We start from the raw sequence: 18,147 nt of genomic DNA on the forward strand, positions 1-18,147 counted from the left end.
GTGACTGAGCCGCGCGACTGCTTCCACTGTGGCCTACCTGTGCCGAAAAACACGCGCTTTCAGCTGGTCTACGAAGGTCAACAGCAGGACTTTTGCTGCCCAGGCTGCCTCGCAGTTGCAGAGACCATCATCGGCGGCGGTTTAGAAGACTACTACCGACATAGAGATAACTTCTCCGAGCTAGCAGACACAGGAGAGCATAACTACACCCTCTTTGACCAAGCGGAGTTCCAAGAGGGCTTTGTTAGCCACCGCAAGGGCGGTCAAACCGCTCGCATCAGCCTCGGCGGCATCAGCTGTGCCGCCTGCGTTTGGCTGATAGAACAGCGCCTCAACAGTATTGATGGCGTCGAACAAGCTACCGTTAACCTCACTCAGCATCGGCTTCTTATCGACTACGATGAAGAGACTGTGCCGCTCAGCGCAATCTTCAACGCCATTACCAACATCGGCTATACACCCTCGCCATTCAGCAGTAGTGGTGAGGAAGACCTACTCAAAGCCGAGAACAACACCGCCCTACGTCGTCTTGGTATTGCCGGCATCGGCATGATGCAAGTCGGCATGTACGCTATCGCCCTACATGCGGGAAGCCTCCAGGGCATAGCCGACGAGCAGCGTGACTTTTTACGCATCGTCAGCGCTCTCGTCGCCACCGTGGTCATAATTGCCGCAGCCAAACCCTTCTTCATCAACGCCTGGCGCGCCATCACCACACGTAGCTTAACCATGGATGTTCCCGTTGCCCTCGCCATCGGCCTTGCCTATGTCGCTAGCTGTTGGGCAACCTGGCGCGGTACCGGCGACGTCTACTTCGATTCCGTATCGATGTTTACTTTCTTCTTACTGTTGGGCCGCTACCTCGAACTGCGAGCTCGGCACTTTAATCGCCGCAGCGTCGCCGACGTACAGTCCCACATGCCGCAAGCCGCGTGGCTACTCACTGACGACGGCAAGCTCGCACAAATTGCTGTCAAACAGCTCGAGGTCGGCCAGGTTATTGTCGTTAAAGCGGGCGAGCGCATCCCCGCTGACGGCACGATCATCGCAGGCGCCAGCGCCGTCGATGAGTCCAGTCTCAGCGGTGAATATCTACCTGTTGATAAAGTCCTTGGAGATGCCGTCGTCGCCGGCAGCATCAACACCGACAACACCCTACAGCTTCGTATTGATGCCATCGGCGACGACTCCCAGCTCGCAACAATCGACCGTCTACTCGATCGCGCCCAACAACAGAAACCTGCGATCGCTAAACTTGCCGACCGCCTCTCCAGTATGTTTGTCGCGCAGGTGTTGATCATCAGCGTTGGTGTCTATATTTTTTGGTATTTTCACGCCCCGGAGCAAGCACTCTGGGTCGCCCTCTCCGTACTCGTCGTAAGCTGCCCTTGTGCCCTATCCCTAGCCACTCCAACCACGCTAACCGCAGCTACCGCGAGCCTGCGCGAACGTGGTTTACTCATTAGCAGAGGCCACGTATTAGAGAGCCTCATCAAAAGCGACATCATTGTTTTTGATAAGACTGGCACCCTTACATCAGGCAGCCTTCAACGCGTTGCACAGCATCATTATGGCAACGGCTCGCACGATGAAAACATCGCCCTATATGTTGCCGCCGCCCTGGAAGAGCACTCCAACCATCCGGTTGCTAAGGCATTTGCCAATACGGGCGGGGAGCTTACTGCTCACGACATCGATATTGTCGCCAGCAAGGGTATCTCAGGTACTGTGAACGACACTCGTTACCGCATCGGCTGCCTCGCCTTTATTGAACAGTCGCTAGGTGAACTCGATCTTCCCTGTAACGACAGCAACTACCAGCGCATCTACCTTGCCGACGAACGGCAGCTCATCGCCCACTTTGACCTCGATGATTATATCCGCGCCGAAGCTTCCACAACGATCCAAGCCTTGCAAACAATGGGCAAGGAAGTGGTACTGCTCTCAGGCGACCCGTCTAACGCCGTGCAAATCGTCGCCAACGCCCTCGCCATTAGGGAGGCTCATGGCGCACAAAGCCCAGCTGACAAGCTGCGTTATATCGAACAGCGACAGCAACAAGGGCGCCACATCACTATGATCGGCGATGGTATCAACGATGTCCCCGTCCTCGCAGGTGCCGACGTCTCTATTGCCATGACCCAGGCCGCCGATCTCGCCCGCACTAGCGCTGACTGCATGCTGATGAACAACAATCTCAGCAACATCATCAAGCTCATCCGCACTGCCGAGCGAAGCAAGAAAATCATTCGTCAAAACTTTGCCTGGTCACTGGGGTATAATGTGCTCACTGTGCCGCTTGCTGCTGCAGGCCTAATCCCGCCGTATATCGCCGTCATCGGTATGTCGCTGAGCTCACTGATTGTTGTTGGCAATGCCCTACGATTACTAAAGCAAGAAGATTAACCCTATATATCAAGGCGCTATTTATGGAAAGCATGTACATTCTCATCCCCATTGCCCTCGCCTTCGCCGCACTGGGTATCAAGGCCTTTTTCTGGGCTGTAGATAGTGACCAATACGACGACTTAGACCGCGAAGGGCAGCGCATTTTATTCGACGACGACCAGCCCAAAGACAAGCAAAACTGATCCCCCTTGATTTAACCCCCACGAGTAATCCCATGTTAGAACCCATATCGACTGTCGCCGCTCTAGGTCTAGGGCTGTTTGGTAGTAGCCACTGCGTAGGCATGTGTGGCGGCATCAGCGCTGGCTTTGGCCTAGCTAATCCAGCTCAAGAAGCTAAACGAAGCTTTTTACTGGCGCTAAGCTTCAATAGCGGCCGCGTATTAAGCTACGCCATAATCGGCTTATTATTTGGCCTATTCGGCGCCTTAGCTCACGACCAGTTCAGCGCTGTTAGCAAAGTCATGCGCATTGCCGCAGCAGTTTTATTGATTCTGATGGGGCTGTATATTGCAGGCTTCGGCAGCCTCATCACCCATATCGAAGGTGTCGGCAAAATAGCGTGGAAAAAAATACAGCCTCTCACTCGTCGCTTCATCCCCGTAAAAACAGCCTCCAGCGCTTTCTGCCTTGGCGGACTCTGGGGCTGGCTTCCCTGCGGGCTCGTCTATAGCGCCCTTATATGGGCCGTCAGTAGCGGCTCCGCGCTACAGTCATCTTGGCTCATGTTCTGCTTCGGCCTTGGTACCCTGCCGGTCATGCTGACAACGACACTCTTTTCCCAAAGCGTCAAACACTGGATGCAGAAACGCTGGCTACGCATTATTGCCGGTCTATTAATTGTTGCCATGGGGCTGTTAACCCTATCATTCGTCTCGATGAATCACTCGATGACAAACATGAGCGGGAATGATGAACCATCAATGAAACGAGCGGGCGAGATGAAGTGCGGCGGCATGATGAAGTGCGGCGGTATGATGAAGTGCGGCTAACAGCCAAAAAGATAAAACCGCCGCTAGAGAAGACTAAGCGGCGGCATAGAGGAGACCGAGATGGTGTACCAAAAGAAGATAACTTATCGGTACAGACCTATTTATAGCGCTATCTACACGCTTTAGTAAACTTCCTGTTAGATCTAAAACATTCTAAAAGATCACCATTGTTTCTATAGCTTGTAACTACAAACTTGTAACAACCGTAATCAGCACTAAATCACCGCCCAAATAACTCCGCGGTGATTTAGCCTTAATACTTAAAGCTTAAGTATCTTAGAACTTATAACCAACATTCAAACGATAAACCCAAGGGTCCAAGTCGGCATCGACCTTAGCAACGTTACCATTATCAGCCGTGATGGTTGCCGAGGTATTAATGTCAGCATACATTGCCGACGCGTTGATCAACCATTTATCATTGATGTAGTAATCGACACCGACCTGCCCAGCCAAGCCCCACGAGTCATCTAACTCCATTTCCGCCGGAGCGCCCAATGCTGCTTCCAACTCAGGGTCAACACTCTCGCTGAAGAAAGTGGTGTAGTTAACACCTAGCCCCAAGTATGGCTGCCACTTACTCTGGCTGGCACCTAGCGGGTAGTACTGCACGCTCAACGTCGGCGGCAGGTGCTTGGTTGAACCGACCTTAACGCCCTCTTCTAAGGTAATGTCATGCTCAAACGGTGTCGCAGCTAACAGCTCGATACCCACGGTAGGTGCCAACATATAGGTGCCGGAAATACCAAATTGAGTATCATCACTCACTTCTACGCCCTTAAATGTAGGAGCGCCATTTAACGATACCGGACCACTATCGACATTAGGAGCAACCTTAACAGCACCAAAACGCACGATCATATCACCACCCTCTAAAGCCTGAGCGGCAGGGGCAACAACGGCGGCAACGGCGGCGCTCATCAGTAGCGCTTTGACGTTAAAACTCATGTTCTTCATCCTTATCAAATTTAATATGAAACAGTGGGTTAGAATTTTATAAAACGTATAGTAAGATAATACCCCTACATTTTGTAGGCGATCTTGTGCTGCATCAAAGTTAACAGCTGTTCGTCGAATTGAAGGAAACCTTAACACTTTATAAGTGTCTGTGGATCGTCCGTTTAGACGAATAAAACGGCAAAAATGACCAACTGTTAGCGTTTCGTTAAAGAAGTGCATTGTTGACGCAGCGCATACACACCGCCGACCTCAGCCCAGATAATAGGCCAAGAGTAGGTCCACCTTCAGTTTTACACGGGAATGAGTCATGTCTATTGAGAATCACGCCGCGATCCACTGGGATCACGCCCTCATCAAAAAGTACGACGTCTCTGGACCGCGCTACACCTCCTACCCTACCGCGAACCTCTTTCACGACGACTTTGCTCACGAACAATATATGCAGGTCGCTACCAACGAAAAGAGTAGCATCGCCCCCATCTCGCTTTATATTCACATCCCTTTCTGCGAGAACATCTGCTATTACTGCGCTTGTAATAAAGTAGTCACCCGCGATAAGTCGAAGGCACGTGAATACCTGGAACACCTGAAGAAAGAGATCGCCTTACGCGGCGAGATACACGCTAACCGTCCCGTCACCCAGCTTCATTTCGGTGGTGGCACCCCGACTTTTTTGTCGACCAGCGAACTGACCGAGCTCATGGTATCGCTCGGTCGCCACTTTAATCTGAGTACCGCCGACAGCCGAGAATACTCCATCGAGCTCGACCCGCGTACGGTCGACGACGAGTATATTTCACTGCTCAAAGGGCTCGGTTTCAATCGAGTTAGCCTTGGTATTCAAGACTTCCACCCACCGGTACAGAAGGCTATCAATCGCGAACAAAGCGTTGACATGGTTCAAGATCTTCTTAAGTCCATTCGTCAGTATCGCTTTGACTCTATAAGTTTTGATCTGATTTATGGTTTACCCCACCAATCAGTTGCATCATTCACACAGACCCTAGCAACGGTTATCGCACTTAACCCCGACAGATTGTCAGTTTACAACTATGCCCATCTGCCGGAGCGATTTAAGACCCAACGTTCCATTGATCGCCTCACTCTTCCTACTGGACAGGAAAAGCTAGCCATCATGGAGCACATCGGCAACACATTAACCGATGCTGGCTACGAATACATTGGGATGGACCACTTTGTAAAACCGGACGATGAACTCGCAAAAGCACGCTTTAACGGACGCTTACAGAGAAATTTCCAGGGATATTCGACCTGTCTGGCAACAGATTTAATAGGATTAGGGTCGTCTTCAATCACATCGTTTTCAGACACTTACTCGCAAAACAGTAAAGATCTGACAGAATACTATCGCCTTGTCAACAGCGGGAAATTACCTATTGTTAAAGGTTACCCTCTTACTGTAAAAAATACCCTGCATAGAGAGATCATCATGTCTCTCGCCTGCCGACTAGCATTGAACATACAAGATATTGAACTACTCTTCAGTATTAAATTTGATGAAGAGTTCAATTACTTAATGCCTCGCTTAAGCGAGTTCGAAGAAGATGGTTTGATCGAACTCAGCGACGCATTAATTACGGTAACTGACACCGGTCGATTAATGTTACGACAGATCTGCATGGTATTTGACGAGTACCTCAGCAAAAACAACGCTGGGGGGACAAAATTCTCCAAAGCCATGTAGAACAATTTTAGCGCTGCTGATGGCTCTGCCATCAGCAGCGCAATATTTGTCACTATTCTACAAAGATACTTCAGTACTATTTAGCCGTTTAAGGCAACTTAGATATGAAGAAGGAGAAAAAATGCAACAGATTATGGCTGAAAACCTCTCGGAAAAAAACAATCCTGTTTCTTGCCGAAGCGCATTCCAGACTAAGTGCGGTAACTGTCGCCTTAATAGCATTTGCCTACCTATTGCTCTTCAAGAGCCCGATCTTGATTCTCTTGATCGCGTCATTCATCGCAACAAGCCTTTACGTAAAGGCGAGCACGTATTTCGTGAGAATGATAATTTCACCGCTATCTATGCCATCCGCTCTGGCTTCGTTAAAGCCTATCGTCTAACAGATGACGGAAAAGAGCAGGTTACAGGCTTCTATTTCCCAGGCGAAATTATCGGCCTCGACGGGATCAGCCAAAACAAGCACAGCGTTTCAGCTAAAGCACTCGAAACTGCAGCCATTTGTGAGATCCCATTCGAGGACGCAGAAGCACTGAGCTCTCGCTTCCCAAGCATGCAGCGCCACCTCTTCTCACTCATGAGCCAAGAGATCATTCAAGATCAACAGCTGATCACTCTGCTTAGCAAAAACACTGCTGAAGAGCGTATTAGCGCCCTGATCTTATCGATCTCTGACCGCAACGCTGCACGCAAACTCTCCCCGACTTCATTCCGCCTGCCTATGTCACGCACCGATATCGGCAACTATCTGGGTCTAACGGTTGAAACTGTCAGTCGTGTATTTAGCCGCTTCCAGAAGAACGGAACACTAGAGGTAAACAACAAAGAGATCACCATTCTCGACATCGATCAACTGCGCGGCATCGTCACCTCAGAAGCCTAACCGCAACAGGTCAACCAAAGGCGTCGTCTATACTTTATAGTCGGCGCTTTTTTATGCCTACTGACAACCGAATTTCTTACAACACGCATTATAATTACACTCAGCAATACACCAGCATTAATTGACTCCAAATTATTTTGTAATTATTTCATCACCCCAGCTAGCGCCTTGTATTTTCGCTGACTATGCTATTTTTAAGCGGTAGGTTTGACCGACCCACACTAGGGACGTTAATGGCATCGTTTATTATGAGTCTATCAGCCGAAGAATTAGAGCACTACGTTATTCGCCCGACCCTCAGCGCCTTGGATGTCGAGTCTGAAGGAGCGGTAAAGTTACTATTGGGGACCGCGGCACTCGAGTCCCACTTTAGTCTTAGCCATAGCCACCACTCCATGCCAGATGGCCTAGGCCTTTTCCAAATTACCCCGCAAGCTCACCGGGAGGTATGGGATAACTATCTTGCATTCAGACCTAATCTCGCCAGTAAGGTGCGCGGCCTAGCCAGTCAGCACCACTTCCTAACATCCCCTGATATCGAACTTCGTACAAACCTTTCCTATAGTACCGCTATCGCTTGGATGATCTATCAGTACCACAATGAAACGAACAACCTGCCAATTGATGAAGACGTCAGTAGCATGGGTGAATTATGGGCCCAGCTATTCGAGCACGGTCCGTTACAAGATAAAACAACCTTTATCAACTGTTATCGCAGACTTGTCGGTGAAACTAGACGACCGATAAAACAGCCGATAAAGGCTTCTAGCGAACGGCGAAAATAGCACAGACACCTTTCTCTTTACATCCGGCAGACTGAAACACTATAGGGCGCATCATTAAACCAGCTGTAACGAGCCATCGCTTAACATATTAATCAACGCTATTGCAGGGAGTGCAGCATGGGGTCAATTATCACGATAAAAACACTATCGGCACTCAATCCAACGCGCTTATTGCTATTATTATTTCTACTCAACACGCCTACGCAATGCTTTGCCTCTATCGGTTCCCACAGCCTCCACTTTCGCCTCACACAACAAATCGAGCTCATACTAAACAACACCCTTGAATACGAAAAAAAAGAATACTACATCGTCAAACTAGACAAACACTCCAAAACATTGAACATCCCGGACTGCCGTGGTCAATGGCGTTTCACATTACCGGTAAAAATTGAAGGCAATATCACCATAAGACTGAACTGTGACGCCTTTAACTCTTGGGAAATGTACATACCGATCAGTATCCAGCACCGTATAGCTCCTATCGTTGCCTAGCAAAAGTGCTACTTAACAACCCGCACCATCAACTCTTCTCACCCAAGGAACAGTAGCATTCGACGCGAACAACACCTTACTTTAATCAGTGCTCATCATCTTGATGTCGATATATTCTATTCAACAATGTGTGGAAGGTTTCCGGGAATAACCGCCTGAGGTGATACCCTAAACGAGCCCTCCCTTCTGCAATGACTATATCCTTGCGCCCTTTTTTTAACTGCCCAATCATTTGTACAACAAACTTTTCAACAGCAATACCACCTTCTGTATCTCGGTCCTTGCGGTTGTAACATCGAGCGTCACCTGCTAACGCATTTTCAGCAATCGCCGTTCTTACCCAACCAGGACTAACGACGTGAATATTTATACCTGCCCCAGCCAGCTCAGGGCGAAGGCAGTCCATATAGCCAATAATCGCGTGTTTAGAGGCACAATAACCAGAGCGCATCGGTGCGCCAATTTTTCCCGATACACTGGCCAACGTAACCACCTCTCCCCTTGGGCGCCTTTCGAGCAATGCTGGGGGCTGCTGTAACCACTTATTTACCACCCACTTAGTGAGGCTCACTGTACCAAAGTAATTCACCTCCATGAGCCGGCGGTCGACCTCCTCGATACAATCCATCGCCTTTGAACGCTGACTTATACCTCCGCTATTAATTAATATATCAACCCCATCAATCTCCTCCCACAACACCTCAAAATCTCCACTTGATGGCGTCAAGCCTTCAAGATCAAAAGCAAATACAACTTGTTCACAGGGTGTCTGACAGCGCTGACGAACAACCTTCAGCTTCTCCTCATCACGTCCCGACAAGATCAACCGTTTGGCAAAACCACTCAGCTGTACGGCTAGCTCCGCCCCAATGCCGCTAGAGGCACCAGTTATCCAAATTGTTTTATTCGTAAAATCCATGTAACACCACCCATGTATAAAGACACTAGGACTAAGCAATCGACAAAGGATTTGCTATAACACTAGGACTCAGCCGACACATATTGTTTTTGCCGATAAAGGCTTTACAATTGTCGATAATAATAAACTTTTGATGTCATCATACGTGTACCTACTACAAAAAAACAAATGGCTAACATTCGTACTACTGAGCACCCTGCTCGGTGCCCAGCTATTTGCGGTACATCACCAGCACAATGCCGAAAGCCATCATAACCACCACGATTACACCCTCTGCCTGAGTGTTCATGGCGTACTAACAGCCGCCGTAAACAGCCTACCTGTTACTCAGCTTGCCTCACACTACCTCCACCCCCCTGTAACAAGCTTTATTAGCGCTAACGTTTCACGTTGCAGCAGCTCGTTTCATATCCGCGCCCCGCCCCAATAAGATCTTTTACCTTAAATAAAGCAAAAGACGTAAATAACTGCAGAAACTAGCTCGCCATAAGGCTGGCCAAGGCCTCCTTGCGCTTAAGAAATGTTTCTCGCTGTGCAATTATTAATACGCTACAAACTGCCGTCCCTTAACTGACAGCAGCACGTAGAGATAGGTATTCGTTAATGAATAATAAGATTTATACCGCTATAGCCGCCGCTACTCCCCTACTCTTACAAAGCCCTACCGGCTTTGCTGAGGTCGACGAGAGTAAGTCGTCACAAATAGAAGAGGTCATTGTTTCTGGCTCCATTCTGCGCAATAAGGCGCAAACGGCTCTTCCTGTTACGCTACTCAACGGCGAAGAACTTCATCGCAAAGCCACCAACACGCTAGGTGAGACGCTCGCCGCCACCCCCGGCATCGCCAATTCAAGCTTCGGCCCCGGCGTTGGGCAACCTATCATTCGCGGGCAGCAAGGCTCGCGAGTTCGCGTCTTGCAAAACAGCACTGGCAATGTCGACGCGGCGAGCTCCGGCCCTGATCACGCCGTCACTATCGAACCCGTACTCGCTGAGTCAATTGAAGTGCTACGCGGCCCCTCGACATTACTTTATGGCGGTGGCGCCATTGGTGGCGTCATCAATGTCATCGACAACCGTATTCCAAGCAAGGCTATCGACGGTTTTACCGGCACCCTTGAGCAACGCTATGACTCTGCCTCAGACGGTGCCACCAGCATTGTTAAGCTCGAAGGTGGCAACAAGAACTGGGCCTGGCATTTAGACGGTGTTTACCGCGATTGGGATGATCTCGATGTCCCTGTGGACCCGATCAAGGGTGATCATGATGATCACGGCAGCCATCACGAGCAAATTAACAACAGTAACGGTCGCAGCAAAAACGTAACCGCAGGCTTTTCACGTCTGTTTGATAAAGGCTATTTGGGCCTATCAATTAGCCAACTAGAAAGTAATTACGGCATCCCTGAAGGTGGTCACTTTCACGGTGGGCATGGCGACGAAGATGAGCACCACGACGGGCATGACGATGAACACGACCATCACGACGACCATGACGATGAACACGGCCATCATGACGACCATGACGATGAACACGGCCATCATGACGACCATGACGATGAACACGGCCATCATGACGACCATGACGATGAACATGAACACGGCCATCACGACGACCATGACGACCATGACGACCATGACGACCATGACGACGACATTACTATCGACATAAAACAAACTCGTTATGATATCGCCGCTGAATACCGTTTAGAGCAAGCTTGGGCAAATAAGCTTAAGTGGCATCTTACTCACACGGACTACGAGCACTTTGAGCTTGAAGGAAAGAGCAAAGCGGCGCACTACACGAGCAACAGCTGGGAGAATCGCTTAGAAGCCTCCCATAGCCTCGGCGACGGCTGGCAAGGTGCTATCGGCATGCAGAACCTTAAACGCAGCTTCGAGGCCAAGTCACACAGTGAGCATTTAGTCCCCGAAACAGCTAACCAATCCCATGGACTCTTCGTCATCGAAAGCTTAGAAGTGGGAGACTGGATCCATGAGCTCGGCGCTCGCGTCGACTTCGACAGTTTCGACAGCGATAGCGGCTTGGCGAAGGACCGAGACTTCACCAGTTACAGCGCATCCGCCTCCAGCGTTTGGCAGTTTAACCAACACTGGAGCACAGCTATTGCCCTCTCCCATTCAGAGCGAGCACCGAGCATTGACGAGCTCTACTCGAACGTTGAGGGGCACAACATCGTCCACGGTGCCACAGGTAATATTCAAATCGGCAACGATGAATTGAATACCGAAACGTCAAATAACATCGACCTATCATTACGCTGGAAATTAGCGCGTATAAGCGGTGATATTACGCTCTTCTACAACGATTTCAGTGACTATATCTACCTGCAGAAAGAGGCCGGCCACGACGATCATGATCACGAAGACATTTATCATTACGAACAACAAGATGCGACATTCACCGGCATAGAAGTTAGCAGCAACGTTATCTTGGCGGATAGCGATATAGTCGGTCTTTGGGATCTTGATATGTTTGCCGACGTGGTCAAGGGCGAAACAGCGGACGGCAACGACGTGCCTCGGCTCCCGCCCTTCCGTATTGGTGGCATTCTCAACTTCCACCACCAACAATGGGGTAGCTACCTTCGCCTGACTCACGCCAGCAAACAAGGCAAGCCTGGTCTTTATGAAGAGGAAACAGATGCCTATACTCGCGTCGATGCTGGCATCAACTATACGATCAACAGTGCCAAGCTAGAGACCCTATTATTCCTTCGGGCCAAGAATCTCAGTAATGAGGAGATTCGCAATGCAACCTCCTTCTTACGTGATGTTGCACCCGAGACTGGTCGTTCGCTAGAAGCAGGCGTTCGCCTCAGCTTCTAAACATATCCCCTTCCCAACCACCGCGACTCAACGTCGCGGTCCTGCTTTCGGGCGAGCCCAGAAACAAGCCTTTAGTGGAAATGCCTCGCCCTCCTCCCACTGACAAGCAAAAACACAAGAACTCTGATACCATCAGCGATCATAACAGCCTCATCAACCGTTGATGCAGGTAGAAAACAGTGCATGGTTAACCTGCAACAAGATACACATTCATCTTAAATCAGTAGCGATAAAGAGACGAATACCAGTGGGTCTTTGTTGTAAAAGTCTGAAAAACCATAGCGCAGCAGTGAAAACGTCTCTTAAAAGCGATCTAAAGCATGAATCAACATACAGTAGAAAAAATCGGCGGCACCTCCATGAGTCACTACGAGGCCATACGCGACAATATTATTCTGCAGCCCGTTGATGGCAATCTGTACCAGCGGGTTTTTGTCGTCTCAGCCTATGGCGGTATTACTGACGCGTTACTCGAACACAAAAAGTCCGGTCAGCCAGGGGTCTTTGGCCTTTTTCGCACCAGCCAAAGTAACGAAAGCTGGGAGACAGCTCTTGAGCAGCTTCGCGGCAAAATGCAACAGATCAACCTCGACTTATTTGGCGAGACTCAATTGCTCGCAGAAGCTAACCAGTTCCTCGGTGAACGCCTAGACGACGCTGAACGCTGCCTGCTCGACTTACAAAACCTCTGTGCACACGGTCACTTCGATCTCGAAGCGCACCTATTAACGGTCCGCGAGATGCTAGCAAGTATCGGCGAGGCACACAGCGCCTATAACACCGCCAAACTGCTACAGCGTGACGATGTTAACGCCGTCTTCGTCGACCTCAGTGGCTGGAACACGCCTCAGCATCTCCCTTTAGACGAGCGCATACTGCTTGCTTTTAAGGATATAGACCTACAAACCCAGCTACCTATTGTCACCGGTTACACCCATAGTGCCGAGGGGTTAATGGCAAGTTTCGATCGCGGCTACAGTGAGATGACCTTCAGTCGCATCGCTGTACTCACCGAAGCGAAGGAGGCCGTTATTCACAAAGAATACCACCTCAGTAGTGCCGATCCTCGCCTCGTCTCTGAGAGCAAGGCCGTCCCTATCGGCCGCACTAATTACGATGTCGCCGACCAACTGGCCAACCTCGGCATGGAGGCTATTCACCCCAAAGCCGCCAAGGGCATGCGTCAGCAATCTATTCCTCTACGCGTTAAAAACACCTTCGACCCACTGCACACTGGCACCCTGATCACCGACGATTATGTGAGCACAAAGCCCTGCGTAGAGATTATCGCCGGCTGTAAAGGTGTCTATGCGCTAGAGCTATTTGATCAAGAGATGATGGGGTCCCTCGATCAATATGATCGCGATATTCTCGCCACAATCAAGCAGTACAAGGGCGATATCGTCACCAAAGATATCAACGCCAACACCATCACGCACTACCTCTCAACCAACCTAAAAACGGTCAAACGCATTCAGGCAGCCCTCGAAAAGCTTTACCCCGACGCCGAGTATAATGTACGAAAAGTGGCTGTTGTCTCTGCAATTGGCAGCAATATGAAGGTTCCCGGCATACTGGCACAGGCTGTTCGTGCTATTGCCTCAACCAACATCTCGGTGCTTGCCATGCATCAATCCATGCGTCAGGTTGATATGCAGTTTATTCTCGAGGAGAGCGATTATGACCAGGCTGTACAAAGCTTGCACAGCGCGTTAGTTGAGGTACACAACCACGGCGTAGCCATCTGTGCCGCATAAATACACCTAAAGCTGTAATGACTTAAGGAACACAAGGTTTAGCTAACTAACGTAAGCTTTGTGATTCCCTCAGTTAATTGCGCTTAATACGCTCTATCACCTGCTGAATGATCGGCTCGCTAATCGGCTTAGCCATCACTTCATCCATTCCGCTGGCATAACAGCGCTGAGTGTGCTCCGGCAGTGCATGGGCGGTAAACGCTACAATAGGCTTTCTCGCCACACCTTGTTGACGCTCAAACCGGCGAATCTGCTCCGTTGCACAATAGCCATCAAGCACCGGCATCTCACAATCCATCAAGACTAACTGAAAGCTTTCATGCCTGCTTTTATACATTTCTACCGCTTTACGCCCATTTTCAACAATCGTTACCTGATGGTTATTCTTCTCTAACATTTTCTGTATAACCAATTGATTAACTTTATTATCCTCTGCAACCAACACGCTTAGCCGAGCCGCCCCCGGTCGTGCGAGTGCCCCCCTCTGCTCCATATCATCGACACTACTCATCAGACAGGTCGGCGTTAGCGGTAATACAAACCAGAAATTAGAACCGACACCTTGGGTACTACTAAAGGCGATCTCCCCACCCATCATCTGCACCAACTTATTACAGATATACAAACCCAGCCCCGTCCCACCAAGGCGATGATGCACATCTGCACCTCCCTGCTCGAACGGCGCAAATAACTTCTGCTGATCAGCCTTATCAATCCCCGTGCCGGTATCCTCGACATTGAATTTCACCCGCGCTCCTTGCATGCTCAACCTCAGCACGACGTGACCACCGGCAGTAAACTTAATCGCATTATTTAACAGGTTACTCGCGACCTGCCACACCCTCTGAGCGTCGCCAATAACATACTCCGGAACGTCATCCTCAACTCGGCAAACAATATCTACCCCCTTAGTTATTGCCTGAGCCTCAATAACAAACAGCACATCATGTGCGAGTTCATGTAAGTTAAAGGGATCATGATTTAACTCAGATTTATTCGCATCGATCTTTGCCGAGTCTAAGATCTCACTAATAACACCTAGTAGCGACTGCCCTGACTGGTAAATAACATCATTATAATGACGCTGCACAGGGTCGGTTAAGCGTTCACGCAACAATTCAGACATACCTAAGATACCGTTCATCGGTGTCCTTAGTTCATGGCTAACATGGGCGATAAATTCACTCTTCGCATTACTTTCAGCTCGCGCTTCCTCTTCTTTCAGGCTGATATGATTAATTCTCGCCGCCAACGCAAAGGCTAATAACACCATCTCAGTAATACTGCTGACACGCAGCCATACCCAGACATTATTCATTTCCACAATATCCATATCCAGTGCTGCCGACGATACCAGCGAAGCTAGAATGCATAACAGCAACCACGCCAAAGTAAAGTAGCGGGCATAAAAGCTACCGTTATACCAGCTGTAGGCGCCGACACATAATAGTGATGGAAAAGCGATCAACGCGACAATAGCACCGAAAGAGTGACTGAGATTCATCGGCAGGAATACGCTACTACAAGTACTAGCAAGACTTAATAACGCCAAAAAACACAGTAAATAAAAGCTCCCATTACGCTTGCGCTGCAAATCAAGAAAGAAAATAGTAAACAATACCGCCGTTAACACCGGCGCCCCAGTGAAAACACCGAGTGCATAGTGGTTAAACCACATGTTATCCGGCCATAAATATTCAAACGCCACACCCTCTGCCACGCCGATCAACATACCAACAGAAGTAATAAACAAGACATAAAAAAAGTAGGCCGACTGACCCGTCGACAGCCATAGAAATAGGTTAAATAACACCATAATCAATACGGTGCCGTAATACATACCTCGAACAAACCGCAGTTCAGAAATCGTATTAAGCAACTTACGCTCAGAACTAAAGACCAGCGGTAAATCTAAGAAACCTTGATGCTCAACGCGAAAGAGGAATGTATAGTGGCTATTTGGCTCTAGGTTAAAAGGGTAGTAAAGATCCGTATGACGAATCGGCCGCTTAGAGAAAGCCTCCAATAACCCTAGACTTAACTGACTAACGACCTCACCATCACGAATAATAGTGAGCTGAGCATGGTTAACATTGCCATTCCTGACCCCTAGCACCCAGGGCTCCGTTAACACATCCTTAGTAACCAAGCTCACCTCAAACCACTGCACATTATTAACCGAACCAAGCGCTACATTCTCATCGAGAGCAACCTGCCACGGTAGTGATTCCGAGCGTGCAAACACCTCCCTCGCTTGTAAAGTCTCGATTTCAGGGAAATAACGCACTTTATTACCAACAGCTAAGTAGCCGGTATCTTGTACGGCAGCATCAAAAACAAGGGGCTCAGGTTGTTGTTCCGCACTGGCTGTGACGATATAAAATAGAGAAATTAATACACCGAGTGCTCGAACTAAGGTACTGACTATAGGCACGATAACGGGTACTCCTCACCCAAAGCAATCACCAAAAGTTGGCTTATAATTATTATACAAGCTGGTTAAGCAGCTTAATTAAAGGAGATAAAAAATAGCCTCTTAGCAAATCTATCATACTCATGCCTTTATTCAAATCGACCATGCAAAATTGATAACTCGCCACTAATCTACATACCTATACCCATTTCTTGTTATCATTCATCTCCATACTTAAATCACACCGATCTGCCAATGCCTCATTCAACACCTAACCCATGGCGTCACCACTTCCCCCTTATCGACCAACCGTCCTGTGATGTTAACAGGTTAAGTTATCTAGATAGTGCCGCCACCAGTCAAAAGCCACAATGCGTTATTGACGCAATAGAGCAGTACTATCGGCACTATAACGCCAATGTACACCGTGCCGCCCACACCCTTTCTGCCCGGTCAACCAGTGCTTATGAGGACTGTCGTGACAAAGTCGCGGATTTTATTGGCGCCAATGAAAGCAATGAGGTCATTTTTACTAGCGGCACGACCGAAGGTTTTAACTTACTCGCCAACACCCTTCCCTATGTTGAGGGTCAACGCTGGCAGGAAGGCGACGAGGTAATCCTCTCAACGTTAGAGCACCACGCCAACATTGTCCCCTGGCAAATGCTGGCAGAGCGTCTAGGGCTAGTGATAAAAGTTATCCCCCTAGACTGCAATGGCGACCTCTCAATTCCCCATTACCAAGCGCTCCTCGGCCCACGCACACGCCTGGTCAGCCTCACTCACGTATCAAACACCCTTGGCACTATCAACCCTATCAAAGAGCTTACACGATTAGCACACGCCAACAGTAGCCTCGTCGCCATCGACGGTGCGCAGGCATGTGCCCACCTCGACATTGATGTACAAGAGATTGGCTGTGACTTTTACCTGTTTTCTGGTCATAAAATGTACGCACCAACGGGTAGTGGTATCTTGTGGGGAAAATATCCATTATTAAACCTTCTACCGCCTTGGCAAGGCGGCGGTGAAATGATCAAAACGGTTAGCTTTGAGAAGGTTCAATATAATCAGCTGCCCTATCGCCTGGAGGCCGGCACACCAAACATTAGCGCCATCATTGGGCTCGGCGCCGCCATTGATTACCTCAGTAGCATCGACCGACAGCAGGTCTTACGTTATGAGCAAAAACTATGCAGTAGCGCAAAAACTCAGCTTGCCGACATTGAGGGCATCAACATTATTGGTGAACCTAAAGTTCAGGGCAGTTTGTTTTCTTTCCTAATAGATGGCTGCGAGCCTAGTGACATAGCAACTCTGTTAGATGAGCAGGGTGTCGCCGTTCGTAGCGGCCACCACTGCACACAACCCTTGATGACCTCGCTCAACCTTACCGGCACCGTACGCGCATCCTTTGCCCTCTATAACAACGAGGACGACGTTAACGCTCTCGTTACTGCCGTCCATAAAGCTTGTGAGTTATTGTTATGACACACCTAATCACTCAACCATCAGCTTCGGGGCAGCTAGCGGCCCTGGCGCAGCAATCTCCACTCGGCCAAACAATCAACGACAGCCAACTGATCACGCAGATGAATAACTGCCCCGACTGGGAGTCTCGCTACCGCATCATCATGCAGCTCGGCAAACAACTCCCTCCACTACCCACCGAGCTTCGAACCCCTGAATCCGAGATTCATGGCTGCGAAAGTGATGTATGGCTGGTCGTGGCCCAATATAAAGAACACTACTATATACTCGCCGATAGCCGTGCCAGAATCGTCAAAGGACTAATCGCAGCAGTTATATGTGCGCTTCAAGGTAAAAGTACCGAGGCAATACTCAGCTTCGATCTACCGGATTACTTCCGTCAGCTGTCTTTAGAGAAGCATCTGACACCCTCACGCAGCAATGGCCTAGCCAGCATCATTGAAACGATCAAAAATAGCGTTCAATAACCCCCCCAGATCAAGAAGTGAA

The 18,147-nt window shown here is 49.2% G+C and carries 14 protein-coding genes; 11 read left to right on the forward strand and 3 right to left on the reverse strand.

Going from position 1 to position 18,147, the window contains the following annotated elements; translation table 11 throughout:
* Genes EDC56_RS03940 through EDC56_RS03950 form a run of 3 tightly spaced genes read left to right on the forward strand, consistent with a single transcriptional unit; the run spans nt 1 to nt 3,400 of the window.
* Nucleotides 1-2,406, forward strand: coding sequence for a heavy metal translocating P-type ATPase (locus EDC56_RS03940; protein WP_123711191.1), 2,406 nt, complete (start codon nt 1-3; stop codon nt 2,404-2,406).
* A gap of 23 nt (nt 2,407-2,429) precedes the next feature.
* The gene (gene ccoS / locus EDC56_RS03945) at nt 2,430-2,591 is read left to right on the forward strand and encodes a cbb3-type cytochrome oxidase assembly protein CcoS (protein WP_123711192.1); all 162 of its coding nucleotides are present in this window, start codon (nt 2,430-2,432) and stop codon (nt 2,589-2,591) included.
* Nucleotides 2,592-2,623: 32 nt separating this feature from the next.
* Nucleotides 2,624-3,400: a sulfite exporter TauE/SafE family protein gene (locus tag EDC56_RS03950; protein ID WP_123711193.1), complete on the forward strand. Its 777-nt coding sequence runs from the start codon at nt 2,624-2,626 to the stop codon at nt 3,398-3,400.
* A gap of 276 nt (nt 3,401-3,676) precedes the next feature.
* Here EDC56_RS03950 and EDC56_RS03955 read toward each other — a convergent pair whose 3' ends face one another.
* On the reverse strand, nt 3,677-4,348 hold the full coding sequence (locus EDC56_RS03955) for an OmpW/AlkL family protein (protein WP_123711767.1): 672 nt from the start codon (nt 4,346-4,348) through the stop codon (nt 3,677-3,679).
* A gap of 319 nt (nt 4,349-4,667) precedes the next feature.
* Between EDC56_RS03955 and hemN the strand changes: the two genes are divergently transcribed.
* The 4 genes from hemN to EDC56_RS03975 all read left to right on the forward strand — a co-directional run bounded on the left by hemN (nt 4,668) and on the right by EDC56_RS03975 (nt 8,228).
* Nucleotides 4,668-6,065, forward strand: coding sequence for an oxygen-independent coproporphyrinogen III oxidase (gene hemN, locus EDC56_RS03960; protein WP_123711194.1), 1,398 nt, complete (start codon nt 4,668-4,670; stop codon nt 6,063-6,065).
* A gap of 121 nt (nt 6,066-6,186) precedes the next feature.
* Nucleotides 6,187-6,948, forward strand: a complete 762-nt coding sequence (gene fnr, locus EDC56_RS03965) for a fumarate/nitrate reduction transcriptional regulator Fnr (RefSeq protein WP_245980640.1) — start codon at nt 6,187-6,189, stop codon at nt 6,946-6,948.
* Nucleotides 6,949-7,196: 248 nt separating this feature from the next.
* The gene (locus tag EDC56_RS03970) at nt 7,197-7,733 is read left to right on the forward strand and encodes a hypothetical protein (protein WP_211333550.1); all 537 of its coding nucleotides are present in this window, start codon (nt 7,197-7,199) and stop codon (nt 7,731-7,733) included.
* Nucleotides 7,734-7,850: 117 nt separating this feature from the next.
* Nucleotides 7,851-8,228, forward strand: coding sequence for a hypothetical protein (locus EDC56_RS03975; RefSeq protein WP_123711195.1), 378 nt, complete (start codon nt 7,851-7,853; stop codon nt 8,226-8,228).
* A gap of 85 nt (nt 8,229-8,313) precedes the next feature.
* Here the strand turns inward: EDC56_RS03975 and EDC56_RS03980 are convergent, their stop codons facing one another.
* Nucleotides 8,314-9,147, reverse strand: a complete 834-nt coding sequence (locus tag EDC56_RS03980) for an SDR family NAD(P)-dependent oxidoreductase (RefSeq protein WP_123711196.1) — start codon at nt 9,145-9,147, stop codon at nt 8,314-8,316.
* Nucleotides 9,148-9,750: 603 nt separating this feature from the next.
* On the opposite strand from EDC56_RS03980, the gene EDC56_RS03985 reads away from it, so the two are divergent.
* Complete coding sequence (locus EDC56_RS03985) at nt 9,751-11,997, forward strand: TonB-dependent receptor (protein WP_123711197.1); 2,247 nt, start codon at nt 9,751-9,753, stop codon at nt 11,995-11,997.
* A 320-nt stretch (nt 11,998-12,317) separates the two neighbouring features.
* On the forward strand, nt 12,318-13,754 hold the full coding sequence (locus tag EDC56_RS03990) for an aspartate kinase (RefSeq protein WP_123711198.1): 1,437 nt from the start codon (nt 12,318-12,320) through the stop codon (nt 13,752-13,754).
* A 73-nt stretch (nt 13,755-13,827) separates the two neighbouring features.
* On the opposite strand, the gene EDC56_RS03995 is transcribed toward EDC56_RS03990, so the two are convergent.
* Complete coding sequence (locus EDC56_RS03995) at nt 13,828-16,188, reverse strand: hybrid sensor histidine kinase/response regulator (protein WP_123711199.1); 2,361 nt, start codon at nt 16,186-16,188, stop codon at nt 13,828-13,830.
* 234 nt (nt 16,189-16,422) lie between these two features.
* Between EDC56_RS03995 and EDC56_RS04000 the strand changes: the two genes are divergently transcribed.
* Complete coding sequence (locus tag EDC56_RS04000; protein ID WP_123711200.1) at nt 16,423-17,658, forward strand: aminotransferase class V-fold PLP-dependent enzyme; 1,236 nt, start codon at nt 16,423-16,425, stop codon at nt 17,656-17,658.
* Nucleotides 17,655-18,125, forward strand: coding sequence for a SufE family protein (locus EDC56_RS04005; protein ID WP_123711201.1), 471 nt, complete (start codon nt 17,655-17,657; stop codon nt 18,123-18,125). The genes EDC56_RS04000 and EDC56_RS04005 overlap by 4 nt, the downstream gene beginning before the upstream one ends.
* Nucleotides 18,126-18,147 lie beyond the last annotated feature (22 nt).

Source organism: Sinobacterium caligoides, assembly GCF_003752585.1.
In the GTDB taxonomy this organism is placed as follows: domain Bacteria; phylum Pseudomonadota; class Gammaproteobacteria; order Pseudomonadales; family Sinobacteriaceae; genus Sinobacterium; species Sinobacterium caligoides.